This is a genomic window from Vibrio aestuarianus (assembly GCF_012395185.1).
In the GTDB taxonomy this organism is placed as follows: domain Bacteria; phylum Pseudomonadota; class Gammaproteobacteria; order Enterobacterales; family Vibrionaceae; genus Vibrio; species Vibrio aestuarianus.
Genome location: NZ_JAAZTU010000031.1, coordinates 1 through 20,814, shown reverse-complemented (window position 1 = coordinate 20,814; position 20,814 = coordinate 1). Strand labels below are relative to the sequence as shown.

The 20,814-nt window shown below is 42.3% G+C and carries 21 protein-coding genes; 8 read left to right on the top strand and 13 right to left on the bottom strand.

Annotation, left to right across the window (positions count from 1 at the left end; all coding sequences use genetic code 11):
* Positions 1-58: 58 nt before the first annotated feature.
* Complete coding sequence (locus HGG78_RS14335) at positions 59-1,435, bottom strand: YjiH family protein (protein ID WP_053311663.1); 1,377 nt, start codon at positions 1,433-1,435, stop codon at positions 59-61.
* Positions 1,436-1,645: 210 nt separating this feature from the next.
* Complete coding sequence (locus HGG78_RS14330) at positions 1,646-2,332, bottom strand: YoaK family protein (RefSeq protein ID WP_171980654.1); 687 nt, start codon at positions 2,330-2,332, stop codon at positions 1,646-1,648.
* 311 nt (positions 2,333-2,643) lie between these two features.
* Between HGG78_RS14330 and HGG78_RS14325 the strand changes: the two genes are divergently transcribed.
* Positions 2,644-2,943: an isoamylase early set domain-containing protein gene (locus HGG78_RS14325; protein ID WP_053311665.1), complete on the top strand. Its 300-nt coding sequence runs from the start codon at positions 2,644-2,646 to the stop codon at positions 2,941-2,943.
* Positions 2,944-3,131: 188 nt separating this feature from the next.
* Entirely contained in the window at positions 3,132-4,442 is a 1,311-nt protein-coding gene (locus HGG78_RS14320; protein ID WP_172533296.1) for a peptidoglycan DD-metalloendopeptidase family protein, read from the top strand.
* A 50-nt stretch (positions 4,443-4,492) separates the two neighbouring features.
* On the opposite strand, the gene HGG78_RS14315 is transcribed toward HGG78_RS14320, so the two are convergent.
* Both HGG78_RS14315 and HGG78_RS14310 read right to left on the bottom strand, forming a co-directional pair.
* Complete coding sequence (locus HGG78_RS14315) at positions 4,493-6,325, bottom strand: putative bifunctional diguanylate cyclase/phosphodiesterase (RefSeq protein ID WP_172533295.1); 1,833 nt, start codon at positions 6,323-6,325, stop codon at positions 4,493-4,495.
* 170 nt (positions 6,326-6,495) lie between these two features.
* A complete protein-coding gene (locus tag HGG78_RS14310) occupies positions 6,496-7,383 on the bottom strand; it encodes a LysR family transcriptional regulator (RefSeq protein ID WP_172533294.1) in 888 nt (295 codons plus the stop codon).
* A gap of 134 nt (positions 7,384-7,517) precedes the next feature.
* Between HGG78_RS14310 and HGG78_RS14305 the strand changes: the two genes are divergently transcribed.
* From HGG78_RS14305 to HGG78_RS14295, 3 genes are all read left to right on the top strand, one after another.
* On the top strand, positions 7,518-8,714 hold the full coding sequence (locus HGG78_RS14305) for a multidrug effflux MFS transporter (protein WP_171980649.1): 1,197 nt from the start codon (positions 7,518-7,520) through the stop codon (positions 8,712-8,714).
* A gap of 76 nt (positions 8,715-8,790) precedes the next feature.
* Entirely contained in the window at positions 8,791-9,141 is a 351-nt protein-coding gene (locus HGG78_RS14300) for a hypothetical protein (protein WP_053311670.1), read from the top strand.
* A gap of 103 nt (positions 9,142-9,244) precedes the next feature.
* Positions 9,245-9,382, top strand: a complete 138-nt coding sequence (locus tag HGG78_RS14295; protein WP_168524445.1) for a hypothetical protein — start codon at positions 9,245-9,247, stop codon at positions 9,380-9,382.
* A gap of 106 nt (positions 9,383-9,488) precedes the next feature.
* On the opposite strand, the gene HGG78_RS14290 is transcribed toward HGG78_RS14295, so the two are convergent.
* Together HGG78_RS14290 and HGG78_RS14285 are read right to left on the bottom strand one after the other, a co-directional pair.
* Positions 9,489-10,109: a glutaredoxin gene (locus tag HGG78_RS14290; RefSeq protein ID WP_172533293.1), complete on the bottom strand. Its 621-nt coding sequence runs from the start codon at positions 10,107-10,109 to the stop codon at positions 9,489-9,491.
* Between the two features lie 59 nt (positions 10,110-10,168).
* Positions 10,169-11,053, bottom strand: coding sequence for a DMT family transporter (locus tag HGG78_RS14285; RefSeq protein ID WP_053311736.1), 885 nt, complete (start codon positions 11,051-11,053; stop codon positions 10,169-10,171).
* A 491-nt stretch (positions 11,054-11,544) separates the two neighbouring features.
* Here HGG78_RS14285 and HGG78_RS14280 point away from each other — a divergent pair, with 491 nt between their 5' ends.
* Complete coding sequence (locus HGG78_RS14280; protein ID WP_172533292.1) at positions 11,545-12,159, top strand: fumarylacetoacetate hydrolase family protein; 615 nt, start codon at positions 11,545-11,547, stop codon at positions 12,157-12,159.
* A gap of 52 nt (positions 12,160-12,211) precedes the next feature.
* On the opposite strand, the gene HGG78_RS14275 is transcribed toward HGG78_RS14280, so the two are convergent.
* Positions 12,212-12,532: an AzlD domain-containing protein gene (locus HGG78_RS14275; protein WP_053311673.1), complete on the bottom strand. Its 321-nt coding sequence runs from the start codon at positions 12,530-12,532 to the stop codon at positions 12,212-12,214.
* Between the two features lie 2 nt (positions 12,533-12,534).
* The gene (locus HGG78_RS14270; RefSeq protein WP_172533291.1) at positions 12,535-13,260 is read right to left on the bottom strand and encodes an AzlC family ABC transporter permease; all 726 of its coding nucleotides are present in this window, start codon (positions 13,258-13,260) and stop codon (positions 12,535-12,537) included.
* Between the two features lie 229 nt (positions 13,261-13,489).
* Here HGG78_RS14270 and HGG78_RS14265 point away from each other — a divergent pair, with 229 nt between their 5' ends.
* Positions 13,490-14,125 (top strand): LysE family translocator, encoded by a 636-nt coding sequence (locus HGG78_RS14265; protein ID WP_172533290.1) that lies wholly within the window; start codon positions 13,490-13,492, stop codon positions 14,123-14,125.
* Positions 14,126-14,184: 59 nt separating this feature from the next.
* Here the strand turns inward: HGG78_RS14265 and HGG78_RS14260 are convergent, their stop codons facing one another.
* From HGG78_RS14260 to HGG78_RS14240, 5 genes are all read right to left on the bottom strand, one after another.
* Positions 14,185-15,888: a phospho-sugar mutase gene (locus HGG78_RS14260; protein ID WP_172533289.1), complete on the bottom strand. Its 1,704-nt coding sequence runs from the start codon at positions 15,886-15,888 to the stop codon at positions 14,185-14,187.
* Between the two features lie 117 nt (positions 15,889-16,005).
* Positions 16,006-16,887 carry an amino acid ABC transporter permease gene (locus HGG78_RS14255; protein ID WP_172533306.1) on the bottom strand — a complete coding sequence of 294 codons (882 nt, stop codon included), beginning with the start codon at positions 16,885-16,887 and terminating at the stop codon, positions 16,006-16,008.
* Between the two features lie 48 nt (positions 16,888-16,935).
* On the bottom strand, positions 16,936-17,778 hold the full coding sequence (locus HGG78_RS14250) for a transporter substrate-binding domain-containing protein (protein WP_172533288.1): 843 nt from the start codon (positions 17,776-17,778) through the stop codon (positions 16,936-16,938).
* A 20-nt stretch (positions 17,779-17,798) separates the two neighbouring features.
* The gene (locus HGG78_RS14245; RefSeq protein ID WP_053311678.1) at positions 17,799-18,599 is read right to left on the bottom strand and encodes an amino acid ABC transporter permease; all 801 of its coding nucleotides are present in this window, start codon (positions 18,597-18,599) and stop codon (positions 17,799-17,801) included.
* The gene (locus tag HGG78_RS14240) at positions 18,599-19,318 is read right to left on the bottom strand and encodes an amino acid ABC transporter ATP-binding protein (RefSeq protein WP_172533287.1); all 720 of its coding nucleotides are present in this window, start codon (positions 19,316-19,318) and stop codon (positions 18,599-18,601) included. Before HGG78_RS14240 ends, HGG78_RS14245 begins: the two co-directional genes overlap by 1 nt.
* Positions 19,319-19,617: 299 nt before the next feature.
* On the opposite strand from HGG78_RS14240, the gene aroG reads away from it, so the two are divergent.
* The gene (gene aroG, locus HGG78_RS14235; RefSeq protein WP_053311680.1) at positions 19,618-20,670 is read left to right on the top strand and encodes a 3-deoxy-7-phosphoheptulonate synthase AroG; all 1,053 of its coding nucleotides are present in this window, start codon (positions 19,618-19,620) and stop codon (positions 20,668-20,670) included.
* The last annotated feature ends 144 nt before the right edge of the window (positions 20,671-20,814 follow it).

The window sequence follows — 20,814 nt, the reverse complement described above, 5'->3', positions numbered from 1 at the left end:
AAAAAAATCCCCACATAAGTGAGGATTTTTCGATGGATGTACTGCAACTCAATCTAGATTAAAAAATCAGATGCGCGACACCAGCAATGACCGGTAAGGTAATAAGCGTGCGTAGAATGAAGATAATAAACAATTCCAATACGTTGACAGGAATGCGGCTACCAAGCATTAATGCACCTACTTCAGACATGTAGATCAACTGGGTAACAGACATTGCCGCGATAACAAAGCGTGTCATTTCATTATCGATAGAAGAAGCCAAAATCGCAGGGATAAACATATCGGCAAAACCTACGACAATCGTTTGTGATGCTTGAACCGCTTCTGGTACGCCTAATAATTCTAAGAATGGGATAAATGGTTGTCCTAAAATAGAGAATACAGAGGTGTACTCAGCAATGACTAGCGCGATAGTTCCTAAGCCCATAACAACTGGAAGTACACCAAAAACCATGTCCATTGCGTTACGAATGCCTTCGCCAAATACAGACTTGGCTGATTTTACTTGGCTTGCTTTCGCTAAGGCTAGTTCCATACCCCATGAAAATGATGTGTGCCCACAGGGAACTGCATCGGCGTCTTTTTCTGGTTTGCTACCGTCAATATAAGTGTCTTTTTTCAAACTAAGTGGCGGCAGGCGAGGAATGATGATGGCTGCAACGAAACCAGCTAAACAGATCGTGCCATAAAAAGGTAAGAATAGGTGTTCCAGTTTTACCTGAGCAATTACAACCAGACTAAAAGTGATAGACACCGCTGAGAAGGTGGTACCAACAATGGCAGCTTCACGTTGGGTATAGAATTTATTTTCGTATTGTTTACTGGTTAGCAAAATACCGACACTACCATCACCTAACCAAGAGGCCATACAGTCGATCGCACTGCGTCCTGGTAAGTTGAATATTGGACGCATTACTTTACTCAGCAAGCTACCAAACAGTTCTAATAAGCCGAAATTAAGTAGCAAAGGTAATAGTAAACCGGCAAAAATGAAGACTGAAAATAGTGTCGGCAATAGGCCTTCGAGTACCAGACCACCAGTGTTTTCTTCCCAGATTGCTTCAGGACCAATTTGGAAATAAGTCATAACCACCGCAATACCGCCGAACACGCGTACCGCCAGCCACAGTAAGGATGGGTTAAATAGGCTATCTAGGAAGGCACTTTTGGTTATAAATGTCGGTTTGAAAAGTTTGCATACAATCGATGCTACAGACATAAAGGCGATGATGATAGTAACCAATGGCACTAAATAGTCACCCAAAATAGCTTGAATAGACTTCGCTAGGACTGCGACAGGAATAGTTAGGTCACCCTCGTAGCTGATAGGTGCCATAAATAGAAATAGACCAATCAAAGAAGGGATGAAGAACATCCAAAAGTTGCCTTGCTTATTTTGCGTTGGCGATTCTAAAGTTTGAGCATTATCTTGCATTATGTTTCTCGTGTTACCGCTAGTCAATTTATGCCAACTCCCTGGCATATTAATTCACTAAACATCCCTATTTAAGCATTGTCAGCAAGAGTATCTAGCTTTGTTTTTCTTTGCAATACTATTCATTGTATTGGGCTAAATATTCATTATTTTAATGTTGTTGCATAGCTAGGGATTGGTTGTTTGTTTTGTAAATGTTACATTGTTTGATTAATTGTTGCTATTGGTTTTGGGTTTAATCACGCTTTTTATAAATAGATAAAACCAATAAACCAGTGCTAGAGCAAAGGCAAAGTAGGCGGGGATCAATAGTGCATTTAAGCTATAGACAGTATAGAAACGAGCGCCGAGTAGCCCTCCGAGTAAGAAGCCAAAAACAATAAACAAGAACAATTTTGCTTTTCTGTAATCGAAAGGTTGGCCGCGAAAACGCGCACCAATCATGATACCCAGGTCAGTAATAATCCCTGTCATATGTGTAGTGCGTACAATCGCACCGCTGAAGGTGGTGATCATCGCATTCTGTAAGCCACATGCTGCGGAAGCAAAATAATGACCCGCTAATGAACCATGGTTCAATGCATAAAGTGCGGCAAAGAGCAATGAGCCCTCAATGCATAAGGCGACACCATAGCGTCGGCCTAATTTTAATGCGGTACTTTCAATAAAAACACCACTGAGTGTGGCGCCCATCATAAAGCTGACAACGATCATTAATAAATGAAGAGATTGGTCATTAAAAGTTTCAAGCCCAGTACCAAGTAGTGTGATGGTTCCGGATAAATGTGAGATAGATTGATGCTGAAAACCGAGTAAACCAATGGCGTTGACTGTCCCTGCAAGTGCTGCGAGTAAAAAAGCTCCATATTCTACCCAGCGTGGAAGTTTTGAAATCAAGGTAACGCCCTCAAGTTGAAGTGGCGTAGTATAACGTGAGGGCGTTAAATTCAGCAGTAAAAATCTAAATTTGATGTTGATCTTTTAAAGCGAACTAAAGAGCAAGCAATGACAGAGATACCGACAATCAGTCAGAAGCGACGGATAACCAGCCTCAATGAATAGTGCTATAGCAGTGTGGTGAATCAACAGAAAGTTATCCTTTAATGAATAAAAAATTAATCAGATTGCAATTCGGTATTGTAGATGTGAGTCTATTTTCTTATGATTCCTCTTTGTAGGATGTTTTTTATACTGAGATGGAGTTTGAGATGATCAATAAACGTTTTTTTAAAACAAAACAGGAAGTCGAAGTGACTTTCGAAGTGGATGCGGCTGATGTGTCGTCGACAGTCGCTATTGTGGCGGATTTTCTTGATTGGCAACCAGAGCCGATGAAGAAAGTGGCGAAAAGTAACTGTTTTAAATTCAAAACACGTTTGCCTAAAGATGCCGAGTTTCAATTTCGTTATCTGTTAGATGACCAAAAATGGGTGAATGATCCTCAGGCTGATCAATATATTGCTAATGGTTTTGGAGAGGACAACAGCCTAGTATCGACATATCAATAAGTTATCATTTTTGTTGCGATGGCATTTAAGTAATAACAAATAAGTAAGTAGTTGCTTACGCGTCAATGTATACTTAATCGAAGGCACCTCGGTGCCTTTTTTAATCACTGAATGCAATGTGATAGGTGACTTTTACAGCAGAAAGTCTTAATCTTGGAGCACTTTTGGCTTAATCAACAGGGTAGATAGTGCTTCCTCGTTCTCTTCTTATGCGATTTTCTGAGCTTTCAATGCGCAAGAAAACCTCAGTGGTAGGTTTGCCCATTATAGCTGCTTCCATCGCGATTTCTTCTTCTATTTCGGATACTTCACAGCAACGTAGTATTGAGCTGTCAATCCCAGAAACCCAAATTGTCAGATCGATTTTGTCGGATGCGGTAGACGTAAAAAACCTACCAGATTACGAATATGAGATTCGCTCCGGTGATAATTTAAGTACCATATTCAATCAACTCGGTTTCAAATATCAAGATTTGATGAAAATCATGGAAACCGATTTAAACTACTTAGCACTAGATACCCTCAAACCTGGGAATATTCTAAGGTTTTGGAAAGCGCAAAATGGAGTTGCTCTTTCCAAAATGGAGTTGGAATTTAGTTTGGTTGAACGTGCGGTGTATTCACGTCTCGATGACGGTAGCTACGAGTTTAAGAATGTTACCCTTCCTGGTGTTTGGAAAGAATTTGCCATGGTCGGTGAAATTCAAGGTAGTTTTTCTCAGTCGGTCAATTCGCTAGGGTTAGGTAGTGCTGAGATTGAACAGATGGTTTCTCTGTTAAAAGATAAGCTGAATTTTACGCGGGATCTGCGAGCTGGTGACAAATTTGAAGTTGTTCAATCTCGTCAGTTTGTTGATGATAAGCTAACGGGTAATAATGAAATTCAAGCGGTCAAGATTTTCACTCGTGGTAAGAATGTCACGGCTTACTTGCACCGCGATGGTCAGTATTACGATGAAAATGGGGACAGTCTACAGCGCGCGTTTCAGCGTTACCCAACGAAAAACCACCGAATAACCTCTAATTTTGATGCACATCGCTTACATCCTGTAACCAAGCGTGTTTCACCGCATAACGGTACCGATTTTGGTGTTCCCGTTGGTACTCCGGTATTTTCTACGGGTGATGGTACGGTGATCATGACTCGTAAACACCCCTATGCCGGAAATTATGTGGTTATCCAGCACGGTACTACTTACAAAACGCGTTACCTTCATCTGAGCAAAATTTTAGTTCGCAAAGGGCAAAAAATAACGCGTGGTCAGAAAATTGGTTTGTCTGGAAAGTCAGGACGCGTTACAGGTCCTCATCTTCACTATGAGTTGATGGTGCGTGATCGTGCTGTCAATGCGATGACAGCGAATATCCCGATGGCTAATTCGGTCCCTAAGAAAGAAATGGCGGGTTTCATAGCGAGACGCAATGAATTAGATGAGATGTTGTTAAAGCAAGAACGTAGATACGCAGCGAATGATACATCAGTAAACGTCGGCTCTTAATCTACGGTTTGCATCCATAAAACCTCTTATCGAATACGTGAGAGGTTTTTTTATGCCCGGCGTGCTTGTTTGATATTGTCCCAGTGGCTGACGATGGAATGCGGTGTCTCTGGCCGAGAAAAATAATAACCCTGAATTTGATCACACCCCATCGCATACAGTTTTTCGAGCGCTTCTTGGCTTTCAACCCCCTCAGCAATCAAATCAACTTGCAGCTGATTAGCGAGCTGTACAATAAGCCAGACCACTCGTTCTGAAGTTTCATTGCACAACATATTTCTAATGAACGTTGCATCAATTTTAATACAATCAATAGGGTAGCTATGGATATAGTTGAGGCTTGAGTAACCCGTACCAAAGTCGTCTAGAGCGATGGTAAAGCCGACAAACCTTAATTTATCTAAGATATCCAGTACTTCGCTAGTTTGAGAAAGCAGCACGGTTTCAGTGAGCTCGATAGTAAATTCATTTGGCTCAAAACCAAATTGAGCAATAGTTTTCATTAGGTGGTCGATATAACGGTTTGAATTTGACAATTCATAAGCGGAGCAATTAAGGCCAAGTTTTACCTTATAACCGAGACCTTTTTCAAGCTCGAGTTTTGCGATACAAGCGAGTTCAACAATTTTTTTACCGAGATCAACAATAAGCCCTGATTGCTCGGCAGCTTCAATAAACTCTAAAGGAGAAATGGAACCAAGTGTTTCACTATTCCAGCGAGCAAGGACTTCAAAATAGTCCCACTCATCATGTGCTCGCCTGACAATGGGCTGTGTAACAACGAATATTTCACTATCACAACCGGGCGCTTTATCCAGTTCATAGCGTAAGGCATCAATGATCTGTGTGCGGCGGTGATATTGTACACTGAGAACACTGTCGTAGCACCTGATGTGTTCTCCTCGCACTTGTTTACAATCTTTCAGTGCCAAGCTTGCATTTAATATCAATTGATCTGAACTGATATTTTCTTGGTGTTTTTTGGCAATACCAATACTAAGGCTCATCTTTATCCGATGTGATGTATCGACGTAGCCGCTTTCAATGCTGCTTATTATGTTTCGACAAATGGCCAGTGGGTCTTTGGAGAAGGTAATGAAGGCAAATTCATCACCAGCAATACGAAAGGCTAAATTTTTTTCAGGAATATGTTCTAGTATTGTATTTGCAACAAATTTAATGACTTGGTCACCGATGTAATGTCCATATAAATCATTGATAGATTTAAAGTTATCAATATCTAAGTACGCTAAAGTAAACGGTTCATTGACGGTTTCGATCAAACGCTCTAATTTGTCTGAGAGATAACTGCGGTTCATTAAGTTTGTTAGGTTATCGTGAGATACTTCGTGGCTGAGCTGGTTAACAAGGCTATCTGAACGTTCACTGAGCCACTTATTACGTAGGCTGTGTACCACCATACTGGCAATAATGCTGTGATACTTTACGATAGGGTGTTCATCGTCAACTGGCGAGCAGAAAGTAGACACTAGGATGCCTAACACTTCTCCATTTTTAGCACGTAGTGGGATACCGATGTAAGACTCAATATGATTTTCACGAAGAAAATTATCATCGGGGAAAATTTTAGCCACTTGTGAAGGGTATAAGCAGTATTCTTGCTTCGATTTACCCACTTGTTCGCAAGGAGTGTTCTTCAGTTGATAGCATGTATCGTTGATAAGCCGGTTTTCACAGGCATAAGATAAGGTATGGGCTTTGTGATGCAGTTTATCCAGTTCGATAATGCATGTACAAAAACTTTGAAAATGGGTATGCAGTACCAAAGTTGCTCTATCGAATAGCTCGTTATTATCAAGTGCCAATAGCTCGTTTATGGTATCCAGACTAACTGCATCTCTAGCCAATGATGTCTTAGTCATAATGTTGCACTCAGTTTATTTTAATAATATGCACTTAGTTACTATGGTGCAGGTTAGTCTATTTTTCCAGCAACTTTGTTTACGACTTTAGGTGTAGAAAGTGAAAGTGGCGTTCATTCAACCGCTTAGACAAAATAATTTTTTGTGACTAATGGGTTGCAAAATATTGGCTATAGAGTGAGTTGAGGAGGCAGTTTTTCTTTTAAATAATTGAGGAATAACTGAGTCCTAGTATGTTGATAGTCAAGCTTTGGGTAATAAGCATAAACTGTGGCTTGATCGACGGTCACATCAGGTAATATCCTAACTAAACTTCCTGATTTAAGGTCTTCTTTGATCATCACATTGTTGGTTACAATGACTCCCATACCATTTTTACCTGCATAAAACAGCGCTTCTGGATTGGTCGTTGCGAAATTGCCTGACAAAGAAAGACGTTGGCCGGTGGATGTTTTCAGTTCCCGCGACGTATATTCTCCCCATATCAGAATGTTATGTTGTTCGAGTTGATCCGCATTTTTGGGCATTCCATATTTTTCAATATATTGAGGGGAGGCATAAAATCCTGCTTTATGCTCAAACAGTGGAGTAGCCTTAAAACTGAGTGAGTTGAGCTGATCGATTTCACGACTGATGAATAAATCTAAATGTAATTCAGGAAGTTGCCCAGGTGTGGTGGTGGTAAGTTGAATGCGAATGTCTGGGTAGCGTTGTAGGAATTCATCCAAATATTGCATGAGAAACTTAGAGCCGACCGAAAGCGTTGCGCCAATTTTTAATAAGCCTGCGGGGGTTTGATTGACCGACCGGGTTTCATCGACCACAGACTGCCAACTGTCTAACTGGGCTTTAGCGCGTTGATAAAATAATGCACCAGCTTCAGTTTGAGTGACGGAACGTGTGGTTCGTTTAAGCAGTTGTACGCCAATCCTTTCTTCTAACAAATGTACACGTTTGCTGACGGCAGAGCTGGTGGTATTAAGTTTACGAGCGGCGCCGTTAAAACTGCCATCTTCCACCACTCTAATATAAGTTTTAACACTTTGTATCCAATCCATGTTTACCTTATTAATTCCAAGGGGGAACTAATCCATTTCCTGAAAGCTAAATTATCATGTATGAGTTGCCAATATATACTGAAAACCTTTCGTAATACCACTTTTGCCACTGATAAAGGCCAACTCACTTACCTATGAATAGCGCTAGCAGCACATCATTTAAGAAAACCCCCATGTTACTTGCGATGATGATCATTGCGACGGGACAAGTCGGGGTGAGTATTTATTTGCCTTCATTGCCACTCATCAGTCGAGATTTGATGGTAGATCAAGCTGCAGTGCAACTATTGGTGACCTTGTTTTTGCTTGGGTTTGGTGCCTCTCAACTCTTTTACGGACCGTTATCTGATGCAGTAGGAAGGCGGCCTACTTTCATTTTAGGGCAAGGTATTTACCTAGTTGGCACTGTGCTCTGTGTTTGCTTTTCTGATAACTTCACTATGTTAGAAGCCGGACGTTTATTACAAGGTCTTGGGGCTGGTAGTGCTTCAGTTCTTGGGCGTAGCGTATTACGAGATAGTTACGACGGCTCACAACTGACCAAGGCGTTGTCTTATATCGCGATCACCGCTTCAGTGATGCCGATCATCGCCCCAGTGATGGGCGGATGGATAGCATTTCACTTAAGTTGGCATGCCGTTTTTGTCTTCGTGTTGGCTTATATTTGCGCTATTTTTATTTTAGGGTTGTGGGTACTACCTGAAACATTACCGTATTCTAAGCGTCGATTTGAACCGAGCAAAATTTGCCATAATTATTTGCTATTGATTAAAAACCCACAGGTATTGAGTAGTGCCAGCTACAACTGGATTAGTTATTTATCGAGCTTAGTAACGTTATCTGTTTTACCTTTCTTGTTACAGAATCAACTTGGCTTAACGGCTGCTGAGTATGGCACTGTGATGATTGTTCCCTCGGCTGGGTTGATGATCGGCAGTGTTTTGGTTAATTTACTTAATGGTCGTTTTTCTTCTCGGCAATTACTGATGTTAGCGATAATACTGATGTCATTTGCTGGAGCGTGGTTGTTAGCCACACCGTTGAGTGTATTTAATTTAGTTTGGGCGTTTACTTGGTTGACCATTGCCCAAGGTATTTCTTTTCCTTTATCAACCAGCATGCTGCTTGCTCCACATAAAACGCAAGCAGGCTCGGTTTCTGCTTTGTCGGGCTCAGTTCAAATGTGTTTGGCTGGGTTACTCGGTGGGCATCTTGTTAAAGTTTGGGTGACTAATCAGCCAGCTTTAGGCATCTTCTATTTGGCCACGGGGTCGTTGATGTTACTGGTTCTATTGTCATCCCAGCGTCACTTGCAAACCGAGTTCGCCTAATTTTTCTAGGCTTACTCATCCATATTGATCTGGTTTAGATATATAATCTCCAATACGTTAACCGATGGAAATGAGAATGCATCAAGAAGAATTTCAGGCACTAGTCAAAGAACTGTGTGAACAGAAAACGTTACCTCAAGCATTAGAAGTACTAAAAACCAATGAAGATCAAGAGATTGCTGAGGCTGCACAGTCATTAACTGGGCAATTTGCTTTGGCGGAAGTTGATGGTGAACAACGAATTTACCATGTGATCATTCAAGAAAATGAGCAAGGTGAAGAGGAAGAGTTTGTTGAGCACATCATGAATGAAGGTGACGATGTGATCAAATTTATTGCGTGGTTTTTTGATGCGATGTTTGAGGTCAAACAAAAAGAGACTTATTTGTCGGCTGGCAAGACTTACAAGCAACCCAAACGTAGTTGATTGAAATTTAATTACTTAAAAGTGTGATATTTGTCTTGTTTTATTGGTTTTTATAGCTACAATCTGCCTCAGTTAAGTAATTAAATTACATTTGAGGTGGTTCATGGGTTATGAATTAGGTGGAGCTTACGTTGGACAAATCATTGCTAAAAAAGCAATGTATGACTCAATGAATGGTAAGCCACAAGCAAAGAAAAAGTCTTTCATTAAGGCGTTGGTTAAGAAGTTTAGCCACAAATAAACGATGACGAATTAAAAGCCCCAGCCTATCACTAGGCTGGGGCTTTACTTTATCTATTCAATGTAAACTGAGACTGTTGAGATACTAATGATTGTCTAGGGTAGTGTTATCGATTAGCGGTTACCTTTCCAAGGTCGAGCACATTATCAGGCACGGTATCCAATTTTTTTTCTTTCAGCCAACTTTCCAACTTATCGCACCCACCAATATAACGATCATCCAACCAGATCTGTGGGACAGTCACAGGCGTTTTAGGACCAATAATTGCTTTGACTTCAGGGATCATTCGATACAAAGCGGCACTTTCTTTAACGACATCATGGTAGGTATATTCAATACCAGCCTCATCGAGCAACTTTTTCGCTTTAATACAGTATGGGCATGTTGCTTTACCATAAACAATATTGCCTTTTAAATTATCACGCTGAGCCCACACGTTGATCACAGCTTGAACTAAGACTCCACGATTCAAAGCTTCACCCTGGCTAACAACTTTTCCCTCTATCACTAGAATCGGTGCATGCCATGCCCCTAATTTGAGCGGCTCCCACCAGTGAGAAAGCCAATCTTTCACTTCAAGTTCAACAGCAACATCCACCAATTCGTTGTTAAAGGTGTCAGTTAGAATATCTTTGGTTAGCGTGCACTCTCCACAAGGGATATTGACTTTAAATGGTCCCCAACTGCCAGCCCAACGGTATAACGTGATTTTAATGGGTTCCGCCATTGTATTTTCCTCAACAATCTTCGCTTAAAGAATAGGAAAGGCTTATCACACCTTTTATTTCAGCGTGATGATTTTTTTGTTTCCCAGCGAGTAATAAAGGCGACCGAAGCAATGATGATAGCTGCGCCTAGCCATAAACGTCCTGGTGGTGCCCAACCAAATACAACCCAGCCAGCCAGCACATTTAATGGTAATTTTGCGTGATCAAACGGTTGAACAAAAGAAGCGTCGGCCACGGCATAGGCTTTGACAATAGCCCATTGAGCTAATGCTGTCATTGCACCGGCGAAAAGTAATATTAGCCATAATGTATTGCCTTCTGGAGTTTGCCATTCCGGTAGTGCTAATAAAAGGTTAAAGGGTGTTATAAGCACTAACAAGTAAACGACCATGGTTGAAGGTGAATCTTCAGAAGATAGTTTTTTTACCATTAATGAGTAACAAGCCCAGAAAAAAGCAGCCCCCACAGGGAGTAGTGAAGCCCAATTAAAATTATCAGCCCAAGGCTCTAGAATGATCATCGCGCCAATAAAACCAGTTAGTGTTGCTCCCCAACGAGCCATCCCCACTTTTTCTTTTAAAAAGAGCCCAGAGCCAATGGTGGCGAAGAGTGGTGATGTCATTAATAGGGCAATACCTTGCCAAATAGGTACAGGATAGGCGAGGGCCCATAACCAAAGCTGAATACCGATAACGGATAAAAACACACGGAAAATATGTAACCCCAAATGTTGGGTACGGAGTGAACGACGAATGCCGAGTGTTGATAAATAAGGCAAGATCACTACCAGTGCAATAGCGTATTGGATGAGTGCAACAGTGGTGGATGACAGACCATAATTGATACTGGCGACTTGAGCGAGGCTATTAACTATCGCAAAAGCGAGTCCGGCAAGCAGCATCCAGCTTGCTCCTTGGAGTGGGTGATGGTGTTTTAGGCTCATATAAATCGTACAGACATGAAAAGTGGTTGAATCATACTGATTTATCATGATTAAACCAATCAAGGATTTCTCTTTGTTATTTGAGGCTATAGCGTTAGTTGCTTAGAAATTGAATGATCTGGTTTATAAATGGGAGAGGTGTTTGTATCAAAAAAAACCTCCCATAGGGAGGTCAAAGAACATGAATTTGCCAGTGTTCTGCCTAACACTGAAAAGAAGCACAAACGCTGCCGTGCATTTGTATTTTATAGATAGCAGATGGCGTGCCAGTTTTTAACTATATGAAAAATAATAATATTGTTTTTTATCCGTCTCGAAGAGTGAACTAAGGTAGTGCGATATGTGTTGTTGTGGTGCAAGAAGGGATAGCCGCGATTGGCTCGCTTTGAGTTGAAGATCTTACTTTTTATATTTGAATCATCAAATTTATTTCCTAGTTAGGAATATCGGTTAAACTCTGCGCTCATCTCATTCATATCAAGGAAGATTGTATGTATTCAGTCCGTTTGGGTGACCAACGAATCTCCCCTTCAAAAGTACTGTGTATTGGTCGTAATTATGTTGAGCACATTAAAGAGCTCAACAACGCTATACCAGAGCAAATGGTAGTATTTAACAAGCCGAATACTAGCATTACCACCACCTTGACTTCTTTCCATCAAGAATCACTGCATTATGAAACGGAAATTTGTTTTTTAGTTGAAAACGGAAAGTATTCAGCGGTTGGTTTGGGTTTGGATCTCACAAAGCGCGAATTGCAATCAAAGCTTAAAGCGAAAGGATTGCCGTGGGAGAGAGCAAAAGCGTTTGATGGCTCAGCAGTATTCAGTCGATTTGTCCCGCTTGATGGTATCGACATCAATAGCTTGCAGTTAGAGCTATTCATCAACTGCGTTCGAGTGCAGTGCGGTGGTGTCAATCAGATGCTCTATTCACCGTCTACCATTTTAGAAGAGCTAAAATCCTATACTTCGTTGCGCGATGGCGATGTGATCATGACCGGGACTCCTCAAGGTGTAGGGGAAGTACACTGCGGTGATGTATTTTTAGGACGTTTAAAATCCGCTCAAGAAACTCTTATAGAAATTGAATGGTTAGCTGAATAATGGTGCGAGTGGAGATTCCAACTAAGTCTTATTTAGGCGTTAACCACGACTATTAATGAGTGAAAATTATCAAATTAAGTACCAGAAATACCACCATGCTAGCGACCGTGGTTAGAAGCACATTCTTGGTTTTCCAAGCAATCAATCCCGCGAGTGCTGCTGCCCATAAATAAGGATTGTGCGCATTAATCCATAAATCGGTCTCTGGCATAAATACGATGGGCGCCCATATGGCAGTCAATACCGCAGGGCTTGAATAGCTAAGTAAACGTTGAATAGCAGGACTGAGTCGCAGTGGCAGCTTGGGCTCTAAAAACAGGTAGCGACTGGTAAATACAAGCGCGGTCATCGCAAGAATAGAAAGCATAATCATGATTATTTCCCTCTGCGAGGTTCAAGCGCAAGTTCAGTTACATAACCCGCGCACATAGCTCCAATACTGGCAAACATAAGGCTGCCGTTCACGTTGCACATTTTTAATGCAACAGAAAGTATCAAAGCGGTTAGCACTGCCATGAACACTGGTAAGGTTTTCACGTTGGGGATCACAATGGCAATGAAGGTTGCAGCAACCGCAAATTCTAATCCAAGTTCGTTTAAGGAGGGAATATAGCTGCCTGCAATAATACCGGCTAGGGTGGCTAGGTTCCAAATGAGGTAAAAGCTAAGTCCTGCTCCTAATGCGTACCAGCGGTTAAACTGCTTTTCGTCATGCTGCCCGCAAATCGCGAACAGTTCATCAGTAAGCAAAAAACCTAAAATTATGCGCCAGCGCATAGGGAGTAGGCTAATTTTGCTGCGCATCGATACGCTGTACAAAAAATGGCGAGACGTTATGAAAAATGTGGTGATTAGCATGGTGAACAACCCAGCCCCCGCTTTGAACATGCCGGTAGCCACTAACTGCGCAGAGCCTGCAAACAAAATCGCAGACAAGGCTTGGCTTTCAAATGGAGATAAGCCAGTTTCTATAGCAAATGAGCCGGCAAGTAATCCCCATGGTAAGACGGCAATACTTAGTGGCAGCATGGCAAGTGTCCCTTGCCAGAAACAATATCCCTTAGAGGTTGGGTGTTGATTATCCAAAATCACGGTACTCATCAAAAATCCTTATTCATACTAGTGAACATATCAAGCTACGAAATTTGATCAAGTGATTGTATTACATGATGAATCTACGAGGATAGAAAACAGCGCTGTAGTGTTACTCTTCGTTCAGTTTGTGTGAAATAATAATCTAACAATGTCGTTTAAAGTGGTTTTTGGTGGTGGTAATAATGAAATTGTTGCTATAAAATCCGCCGCTTCTTGTTTTTAATAAAATCTCATCATGATCGATATTTCCATCTTGCCTGTTTATCTTACGGCAGTGATTGCCCTATTGCTGCTTCCTGGACCAGATATGTTGCTGATCGCCAGTTCAAGTATGAGCTACGGGCGACGTGTAGGCATTTTTGCAAGTTTAGGTAATGCTACTTCGGGCATCATTCTGACGCTACTTGCCGCGTTGGGGGTATCTGCGTTAATCGCCATGAGTCCTTTAGCGTTAAACGTATTGCATTTTTTAGGTGGTGCGTACCTGCTAAAAATGGGCTGGGATTGCTTGCGTGCAACCCCGGCAGATATGCCTGATCTTGATAACGACCATAAAATGGCGGCTCAGTTCTACCAACGTGCTTTGGTTAGTAACTTACTCAACCCCAAGGCACTGGTATTCTTTGTCATGTTTTTACCGCAGTTTGTCTCAAGCAATATTGGTGCAACCTCGGGTGAACAAATGTTCGCGTTAGGACTGTTACTGAATATTCTTGGCTTGACGTTTAATTTTTTATTGGTCACATTGGCCGGAACGTTTGGACGTTCCTTGCTAGAAAATGAGAAGTTTCGAACTAATCAGCACAAGTTCATGGGCGTTGTTTTTGTGTTACTTGCTTGTTGGATGCTCAGCTCTTTTATCGCTAAGTAGTCAAATTGCCAGTGAAAGCGGCATAACCGCTTTCACTACTGCGCAATATCAATGGTTTTTTACAAACTGCGTTGATGCTCGGCAATCAACATTGCCATTTGTTCATCTGCCTTTCGCTGAGCAGAGGCGAAATCTTCATCTCCTTCAAAAGTGCCGACCACTTCGTAGTAACATTTTAGTTTCGGCTCAGTTCCAGAAGGGCGAACGATCACTCGCGCCCCACCTTCTAGATGATAGGTGAGCACATCGCTAGCGGGTAAGTTGATCACTTCGTTTACTCCGCTGCTGATATAGCGAATCGATGATTTTAGATCTTCAATTACCAACACTTTGCGCCCTGCAATTTCTGTCGGAGGTTGTGCGCGAAGTTTATCCCCCACCGGCGGCGAATTCGGATCTAATTTGATGCTACGCTGTGCATTGACGTACAAACCATGTTGGCGATAGATCGCTTCTAATTGATCCCAAATGGTCTTGCCTTGGCTGTAGAGCTCTGCGGCTAATTGAGCAAAAGCGACCAATGCAGACAGGCCATCTTTATCCCAAACAGTACTACCGATGGTGTAGCCTAAGGCTTCCTCATAAGCGAATAAGAATTGATGATCATCATTTTGTTCTTGCATGGCCACATTGGTTAACCATTTAAAACCCGTCAGCGTTTGGAAGTATTTCGCCCCCATTGATTGAGCGATTTCTCCAAGTAAACTGGATGAAACAATGGTGTTACCGACTAATTGTTTTTTAGCTTCACTTTTCGATAATAAGTAGTACCCAAATAAGATGCCAACTTGGTCACCAGTCAACATTTGATAAGTGCCATCGGCTTTTCTTACGCTAACGGCAAATCGGTCAGCATCAGGGTCGTTAGCACAAGCGAGCTCGGCACATTGCGCATGAGCAAGCGCGGTAACCATATCCATTGCCCCTAATTCTTCAGGGTTAGGGAAGTTGACGGTCGGGAATCGGCCATCAGGTTCACGCTGTTCTTTTACACTACTGACGCGAGTGAAACCTGCATCATGGAGTAACGTTTCTGCCATTTCAGCTCCGACCCCATGCATTGCTGTGTAAGTGATGGCGATGCTTTTTGGATCAGAATGATGGTTAAGTAGTGGATTTTGGTTGATTGTCTGGCGATACGTTTGGTAATAATCGTCAGTCAGCCATTCCAGTCGCCCTTTTTTATGAGCGTCTTCTAGGGGCATTAGAGAAACCGCTCGCGTTGCTGCTAGGTCAATTTCCGAGGCAATACCGCCATCATGAGGTGGAATAATTTGCGCGCCATTTTCCCAATATACTTTGAACCCATTGTATTCTGGCGGGTTGTGGCTGGCAGTCACAACCACGGCAGCGGCTGCGTTAAAATGTTTAACGCCAAATGCCACTACGGGGGTAGGGGCGACTTTATAAGTAAGGTAAACCTTAATGCCCAATGCGGTCAGTACAGAAGCGGTATCATGCGCAAATTGTTGTGAATCTGGTCGTCCGTCATAACCGATCACTACCCCGCGATTTTTCGCATCAGCTATTTTTTGAATTAAGTAGTGCCCTAAGCCCGTTGCGGTTTCTTGAATGACAAGGCGGTTCATGCGATTAGGCCCACATCCCACTTTGCCACGTAAACCTGCGGTACCAAATTCAAGGCGTGATTGAAAGCGCTCTTTAATGGCATCAAGTTGCTGCTCATCAATTAATGATTGAAGCTCTTTACGCGTTTTAGGATCGGGATCTTTTTCTAACCACTCGGCAACGTATTCCATCATGATTCTTACCTGCTTAATGTCGATTGATATAGATTTTAACTGATATTCATTCTCAATTATGGGGGCGCAATCGCTAAATATTCAAGAATTAAATGTCAGTTGCCGATCTTTAACGCATCAAAGGTGGCGCAAACTGTGTCTCTCAAGGCGCTTAAATAGCAATGACAGGGTTAGACATATGGCTAGGTAAAAGCTACCCACCAGCAACCAAATTTCAAAAATCAACCCTGATGAATTGGCCATTTCAGTGCCAACAAACGTCATTTCTTGGATAGAAATAAGCGAGACAATAGAAGAATCTTTCACCAGCGAAATAGCTTGTCCTGCTAATGCTGGCGTAATGGCACTGAGCACTTGCGGAGCAATGATATAGCGATATTTGACCCAAGGAGAAAGTCCGAGAGAATGCGACGCTTCCCATTGACCTTGCGCAATACCTGCCAGTCCGGAACGGACTACTTCAGCAATGTAAGCCGAAGAGAGTAGGCCAATACATAAAATGCCAGAAAGTAAGTTTTCCCATAAATGAGCAGGGCCAAACAGTAGTTGTTGAATGGTATTAATTTGCCCATGGTGATCACGCAGTAAAGTGTCTAACCCAAGCAAAGGGATCAACTGGTTTGAGATGAAAAAGTAGAAGATAAAGACAAATACTAATGGTGGGATATTACGCACCAACTGCACAAAGGCATTAGCGGGCAGTTTAAACAAAGGATTATTTGCGTGACGAGCCACACCGAGTAGCGTGCCAAGTACTAGGGCAAGCAACATGCCCCAAATGCTCAAGCGTAAAGTAGCAGCAAGCCCTTGAAAGAAGTAGGGCGTACTGCCGTCTGCTTTTGGTGTGAATATCAGAGCAAAAGCATCGTTCCAGCGCCAGTGGTAGTTCACACCAACATCTGCGCGGTAGGTCAACCACAGCGCGAAGCAGGTAAATAACACCAGTAATAAGTAATCTAGCTTATCGAGCGATAGGCGTGACACCTTGGGTGGGCTCATCGTTTTAGTGGTCAATGCTGTCGTTGTATTCACATTTGTTCCCTAGCATCATTGCCCTGAAGCAATTTGCTTTTGCCAATCTAGCGTTGAGAACCAATATTCATAACGCTCACTGAGCCAACCATCGGCAGTGCGCGCTTCAATCCATTGATCAAAAAAGACTCTTTTATCGTTTTCACCCAGACGAACAGCAAAAGCTTCATTGCCTTTTGATAAACGTTCGCTAAAAGGAATAAACAGTTTATCACTGTGTTTGACCGTTTCATGTTCTGGTTTAGGGCTAGAGGCAATCACTGCGTGAGCATTACCATTGAGCACTTCTTGGAACGCTTGCGCATCGTCATCGAATTGCAGAACTTTTGCTTTGGGAAAGGTTTCACGTGCGACTTGCACTGTAAACGCGCCGCGGCGAGCCGCAATTTTCACTTTGCGAGAGTTAAAGTCATCAAAAGTTGAAAAGCCAGTCGCGAGTGCTTTGCTTGCCGCAAGTTGTACCCCTGAGTGAGAATAAGGGGCGCTAAATAGTACGCTTTTTGAACGTTCAGGTGTGACAGACATACCACCAATGATTACATCAAATTTTTTGGCCAAAAGTGCGGGGATAATTCCATCCCACGCTGTCGGTACAAATTCAACTTTCCAACCTGAGTCCGCAGCTAAGCGTTTAGCGACATCAATTTCAAAACCGATCAACTCACCTTGCTTATCGCGCATTGCCCAAGGTACAAACGTCGACATGCCCACACGTAGCGTGCCTCGTTCGTTGATTTTATCTAGGTTAGGCGTGTCACTTGCGGTCGCTGGTAGTGAGACGGCCAATCCCAATAGTGCACTGAATGCAATACTCAAAAAGCCTCGTTTTCGCCAGCTTATTTTTCCATATGGTTGCATGTTATTTCCCTTCTTCTGGTTCATTTTTGAGAGCGCCACTGAGCGCCCAGTTTATGTTCTAGCCAAGCTGAAAGCCCCGATAAAGAAAGCGTTAACAGCAAATAAATACCCGCGACGGTAAACCAAATTTCAAATGGCATAGCGGTTTCAGACACGATGTTTCTACCTTGTGTGGTGAGGTCGAAAATCGCCATTACACTGACTATTGAAGAGTTTTTAATTAACGACACTACTTCATTGGTCAACGGAGGTAATGTACGTTGAAGCAGTTGCGGGAGGATCACATCGTAGTAAGTATAAAAGCGCGATAACCCGAGTGATTGAGACGCCTCAAACTGACCTTTGGCAATACTGTTTAATCCACCACGAAACACTTCAGCGGTGTACGCGCCTTGAAACAAGGACAAAGCAACAACAGCAGTGGAAAAGCGATCCAGCCCAATCACGGGACCAAACACAAAGTAAAGCAGATAAATTTGAACCAGCAAAGGTGTGTTACGGATAAGCTCGATATAACCATTCGCTAATAGCCGTCCAACGATAGAGTTTGAAAGCTTTAATAGTGCTGTCGCAAGCCCAATCACCAGTGTTAAAAACAGACTGATGGCAGAGATTTGTAAGGTAACCACTAAGCCCTCGATAAGCTCTGCAGGCCACCATTCACCATCTTCATAAAATGCAATGTAGTCAGGAACACGCTCCCACTGCCATTGGTAGCCCATCGCTTGAGCCCCAGAGTTGAGTAACCACATCATACCTAACAACAGTAGTACCATTTGTGCAGCAGCAGACAGCACAGGTTTGATCATGACTTTTATCATCAGTGACTGAGGATTTGTTTGAGAAACTGTTGTGTTCTAGGGTGTTTAGGTTGGCTAAACAGCACCTCTGGTGTCGCAATTTCCAAGATTTCTCCTTCATCCATAAAGATAACGCGATCTGCCACTTTGCGCGCAAAGCCCATTTCATGAGTCACGCACATCATGGTGATACCATCTTGAGCGAGATCGATCATGACATCCAACACTTCTTGAATGGTTTCAGGATCAAGCGCAGAAGTGGGTTCGTCAAACAGTAAAATCTCTGGCTGCATGCACAGTGAGCGAGCAATAGCGACGCGTTGTTGTTGGCCGCCAGACAGTTGCACCGGGTACTTATCGGCTTGCTCAACAATATTGACGCGCTCTAGAAAATGCAGTGCGCGTTCCCTTGCTGCGGATTTTGAGAGTTTCAAGGTGCGAATAGGAGCAAGTGTCAAGTTTTCGATAACAGTTAAATGCGGAAACAGATTGAAATGTTGAAAAACCATACCGATTTTCCCTGCTGATAATGAAGCGTTTGATTGAGCTGAGCGCAGTGTAATACTGCCCTCAGTAATGGCTTCTAGCCGGTTTACAGTCCGGATTAACGTTGATTTTCCAGAGCCGGAGGGACCACAAACGACTAATATTTCACCACGTTGGACTTGCAGCGTAATATCTTTTAAAGCGTGAAAATCGTTATACCATTTATTGACGTTACTAAATTCGATCACGTTCATTGTTGAACTTCTATTTTTATTTGTTATTCATCTACCTTAGCAATATCAACAAGATATTGCACTCTTGAGACAGCATAAAGCAAAAAATCTGACAACAGTATTCCATGTAACGAATTTTTTACATGATGCTTGTTTTGTAAAAAATATAATAATATTGCCTTTTGATGAAAATAATGATTGAAGTTGAGGTTTTTAGTGGATAAGTTACAAGGGAAGGCCGAAAGCAAGGCTGCAAATTAGATTCGCCATCGCTGTTCATATGGCAGGCAGTAGAAAGAATAGAAAGGAAGAAGTAAGCAATGTTCCAGACCGATGATGTAAAAATTAAAAGAGTTAAAGAGTTATTACCCCCTGTTGCCGTTTTAGAAAAGTTTCCAGCGACAGAAATTGCTTCTTCAACCACATTTCAAGCACGTGAAGCGATCCATAACATTCTGCAAGATAAAGATGATCGCCTATTGGTTATTATTGGTCCATGTTCAATTCATGACCCTGAGGCGGCGGTTGAATATGGTAAGCGACTGAAAGTATTGCGTGACGAGTTGGGTGATCGCCTTGAAATCGTGATGCGCGTATATTTTGAAAAGCCACGTACCACGGTGGGTTGGAAAGGTTTAATTAACGACCCTTACCTAAATGATACCTATAAAATCAATGATGGTTTACGCATGGGGCGTAAATTGTTGCTTGATTTAACGGATATGGGCATGCCAACAGCCAGTGAATTTTTGGATATGATTACCCCTCAATATGTGGCCGACCTTATCAGTTGGGGCGCTATTGGTGCTCGTACAACAGAATCTCAGGTTCACCGAGAGCTAGCTTCTGGACTTTCTTGCCCAGTTGGCTTTAAAAATGGTACGGATGGCAATATAAAAATCGCTTCCGATGCGATCCGCTCTGCCAGTGCTTCACACCATTTTTTGTCAGTGACGAAGTTTGGCCACTCTGCCATTATTCAAACTGCGGGTAATCCAGATTGCCACATTATTTTGCGTGGTGGTAAAGAGCCAAATTATAGTGCACAACACGTAGGTGTGATTAAGCAAGAGCTTGAAGCGTCGGGTTTACCACAAAAAGTGATGATCGATTTCAGCCACGCAAACAGCTCGAAAGACTACAATCGTCAAATGGTGGTGGCACAAGATGTGAGTGACCAGCTTGCTAATGGTGAACACGCTATTTTTGGGGTGATGATTGAATCTCATCTTGTGGAAGGTCGTCAAGATTTAGTCGATGGTTGTGCTGCAACGTACGGGCAATCGATTACTGATGCATGTATTGGTTGGGATGATACAGAAGCCGTTCTTCGTCAGTTAGCTGATGCAGTTCGAGCACGTCGCTCACGATAATTACTAACCATTCTATATTAATGAGGCTCCCATTATTGGGAGCCTTTTATATTTATCTTTTATGATTTTTCTAGGGTTGTAAATAAAGTCCATTAAATTATTTTTGTTTGAACGATTGCTTTTATTTTATCCTTGGTATAAAAA

Bases quoted from the DNA above. Each gene is read 5' to 3' on its own strand.
- HGG78_RS14290 (WP_172533293.1), bottom strand. From the start codon at position 10,109: ATGGCGGAACCCATTAAAATCACGTTATACCGTTGGGCTGGCAGTTGG.
- aroG (WP_053311680.1), top strand. From the start codon at position 19,618: ATGTTCCAGACCGATGATGTAAAAATTAAAAGAGTTAAAGAGTTATTA.
- HGG78_RS14280 (WP_172533292.1), top strand. From the start codon at position 11,545: ATGTATTCAGTCCGTTTGGGTGACCAACGAATCTCCCCTTCAAAAGTA.
- HGG78_RS14275 (WP_053311673.1), bottom strand. From the start codon at position 12,532: ATGATTATGCTTTCTATTCTTGCGATGACCGCGCTTGTATTTACCAGT.
- HGG78_RS14285 (WP_053311736.1), bottom strand. From the start codon at position 11,053: ATGAGCCTAAAACACCATCACCCACTCCAAGGAGCAAGCTGGATGCTG.
- HGG78_RS14260 (WP_172533289.1), bottom strand. From the start codon at position 15,888: ATGATGGAATACGTTGCCGAGTGGTTAGAAAAAGATCCCGATCCTAAA.
- HGG78_RS14250 (WP_172533288.1), bottom strand. From the start codon at position 17,778: ATGCAACCATATGGAAAAATAAGCTGGCGAAAACGAGGCTTTTTGAGT.
- HGG78_RS14270 (WP_172533291.1), bottom strand. From the start codon at position 13,260: ATGAGTACCGTGATTTTGGATAATCAACACCCAACCTCTAAGGGATAT.
- HGG78_RS14325 (WP_053311665.1), top strand. From the start codon at position 2,644: ATGATCAATAAACGTTTTTTTAAAACAAAACAGGAAGTCGAAGTGACT.
- HGG78_RS14300 (WP_053311670.1), top strand. From the start codon at position 8,791: ATGCATCAAGAAGAATTTCAGGCACTAGTCAAAGAACTGTGTGAACAG.
- HGG78_RS14335 (WP_053311663.1), bottom strand. From the start codon at position 1,435: ATGCAAGATAATGCTCAAACTTTAGAATCGCCAACGCAAAATAAGCAA.
- HGG78_RS14310 (WP_172533294.1), bottom strand. From the start codon at position 7,383: ATGGATTGGATACAAAGTGTTAAAACTTATATTAGAGTGGTGGAAGAT.
- HGG78_RS14305 (WP_171980649.1), top strand. From the start codon at position 7,518: ATGAATAGCGCTAGCAGCACATCATTTAAGAAAACCCCCATGTTACTT.
- HGG78_RS14255 (WP_172533306.1), bottom strand. From the start codon at position 16,887: ATGAGCCCACCCAAGGTGTCACGCCTATCGCTCGATAAGCTAGATTAC.
- HGG78_RS14295 (WP_168524445.1), top strand. From the start codon at position 9,245: ATGGGTTATGAATTAGGTGGAGCTTACGTTGGACAAATCATTGCTAAA.
- HGG78_RS14315 (WP_172533295.1), bottom strand. From the start codon at position 6,325: ATGACTAAGACATCATTGGCTAGAGATGCAGTTAGTCTGGATACCATA.
- HGG78_RS14265 (WP_172533290.1), top strand. From the start codon at position 13,490: ATGATCGATATTTCCATCTTGCCTGTTTATCTTACGGCAGTGATTGCC.
- HGG78_RS14240 (WP_172533287.1), bottom strand. From the start codon at position 19,318: ATGAACGTGATCGAATTTAGTAACGTCAATAAATGGTATAACGATTTT.
- HGG78_RS14245 (WP_053311678.1), bottom strand. From the start codon at position 18,599: ATGATAAAAGTCATGATCAAACCTGTGCTGTCTGCTGCTGCACAAATG.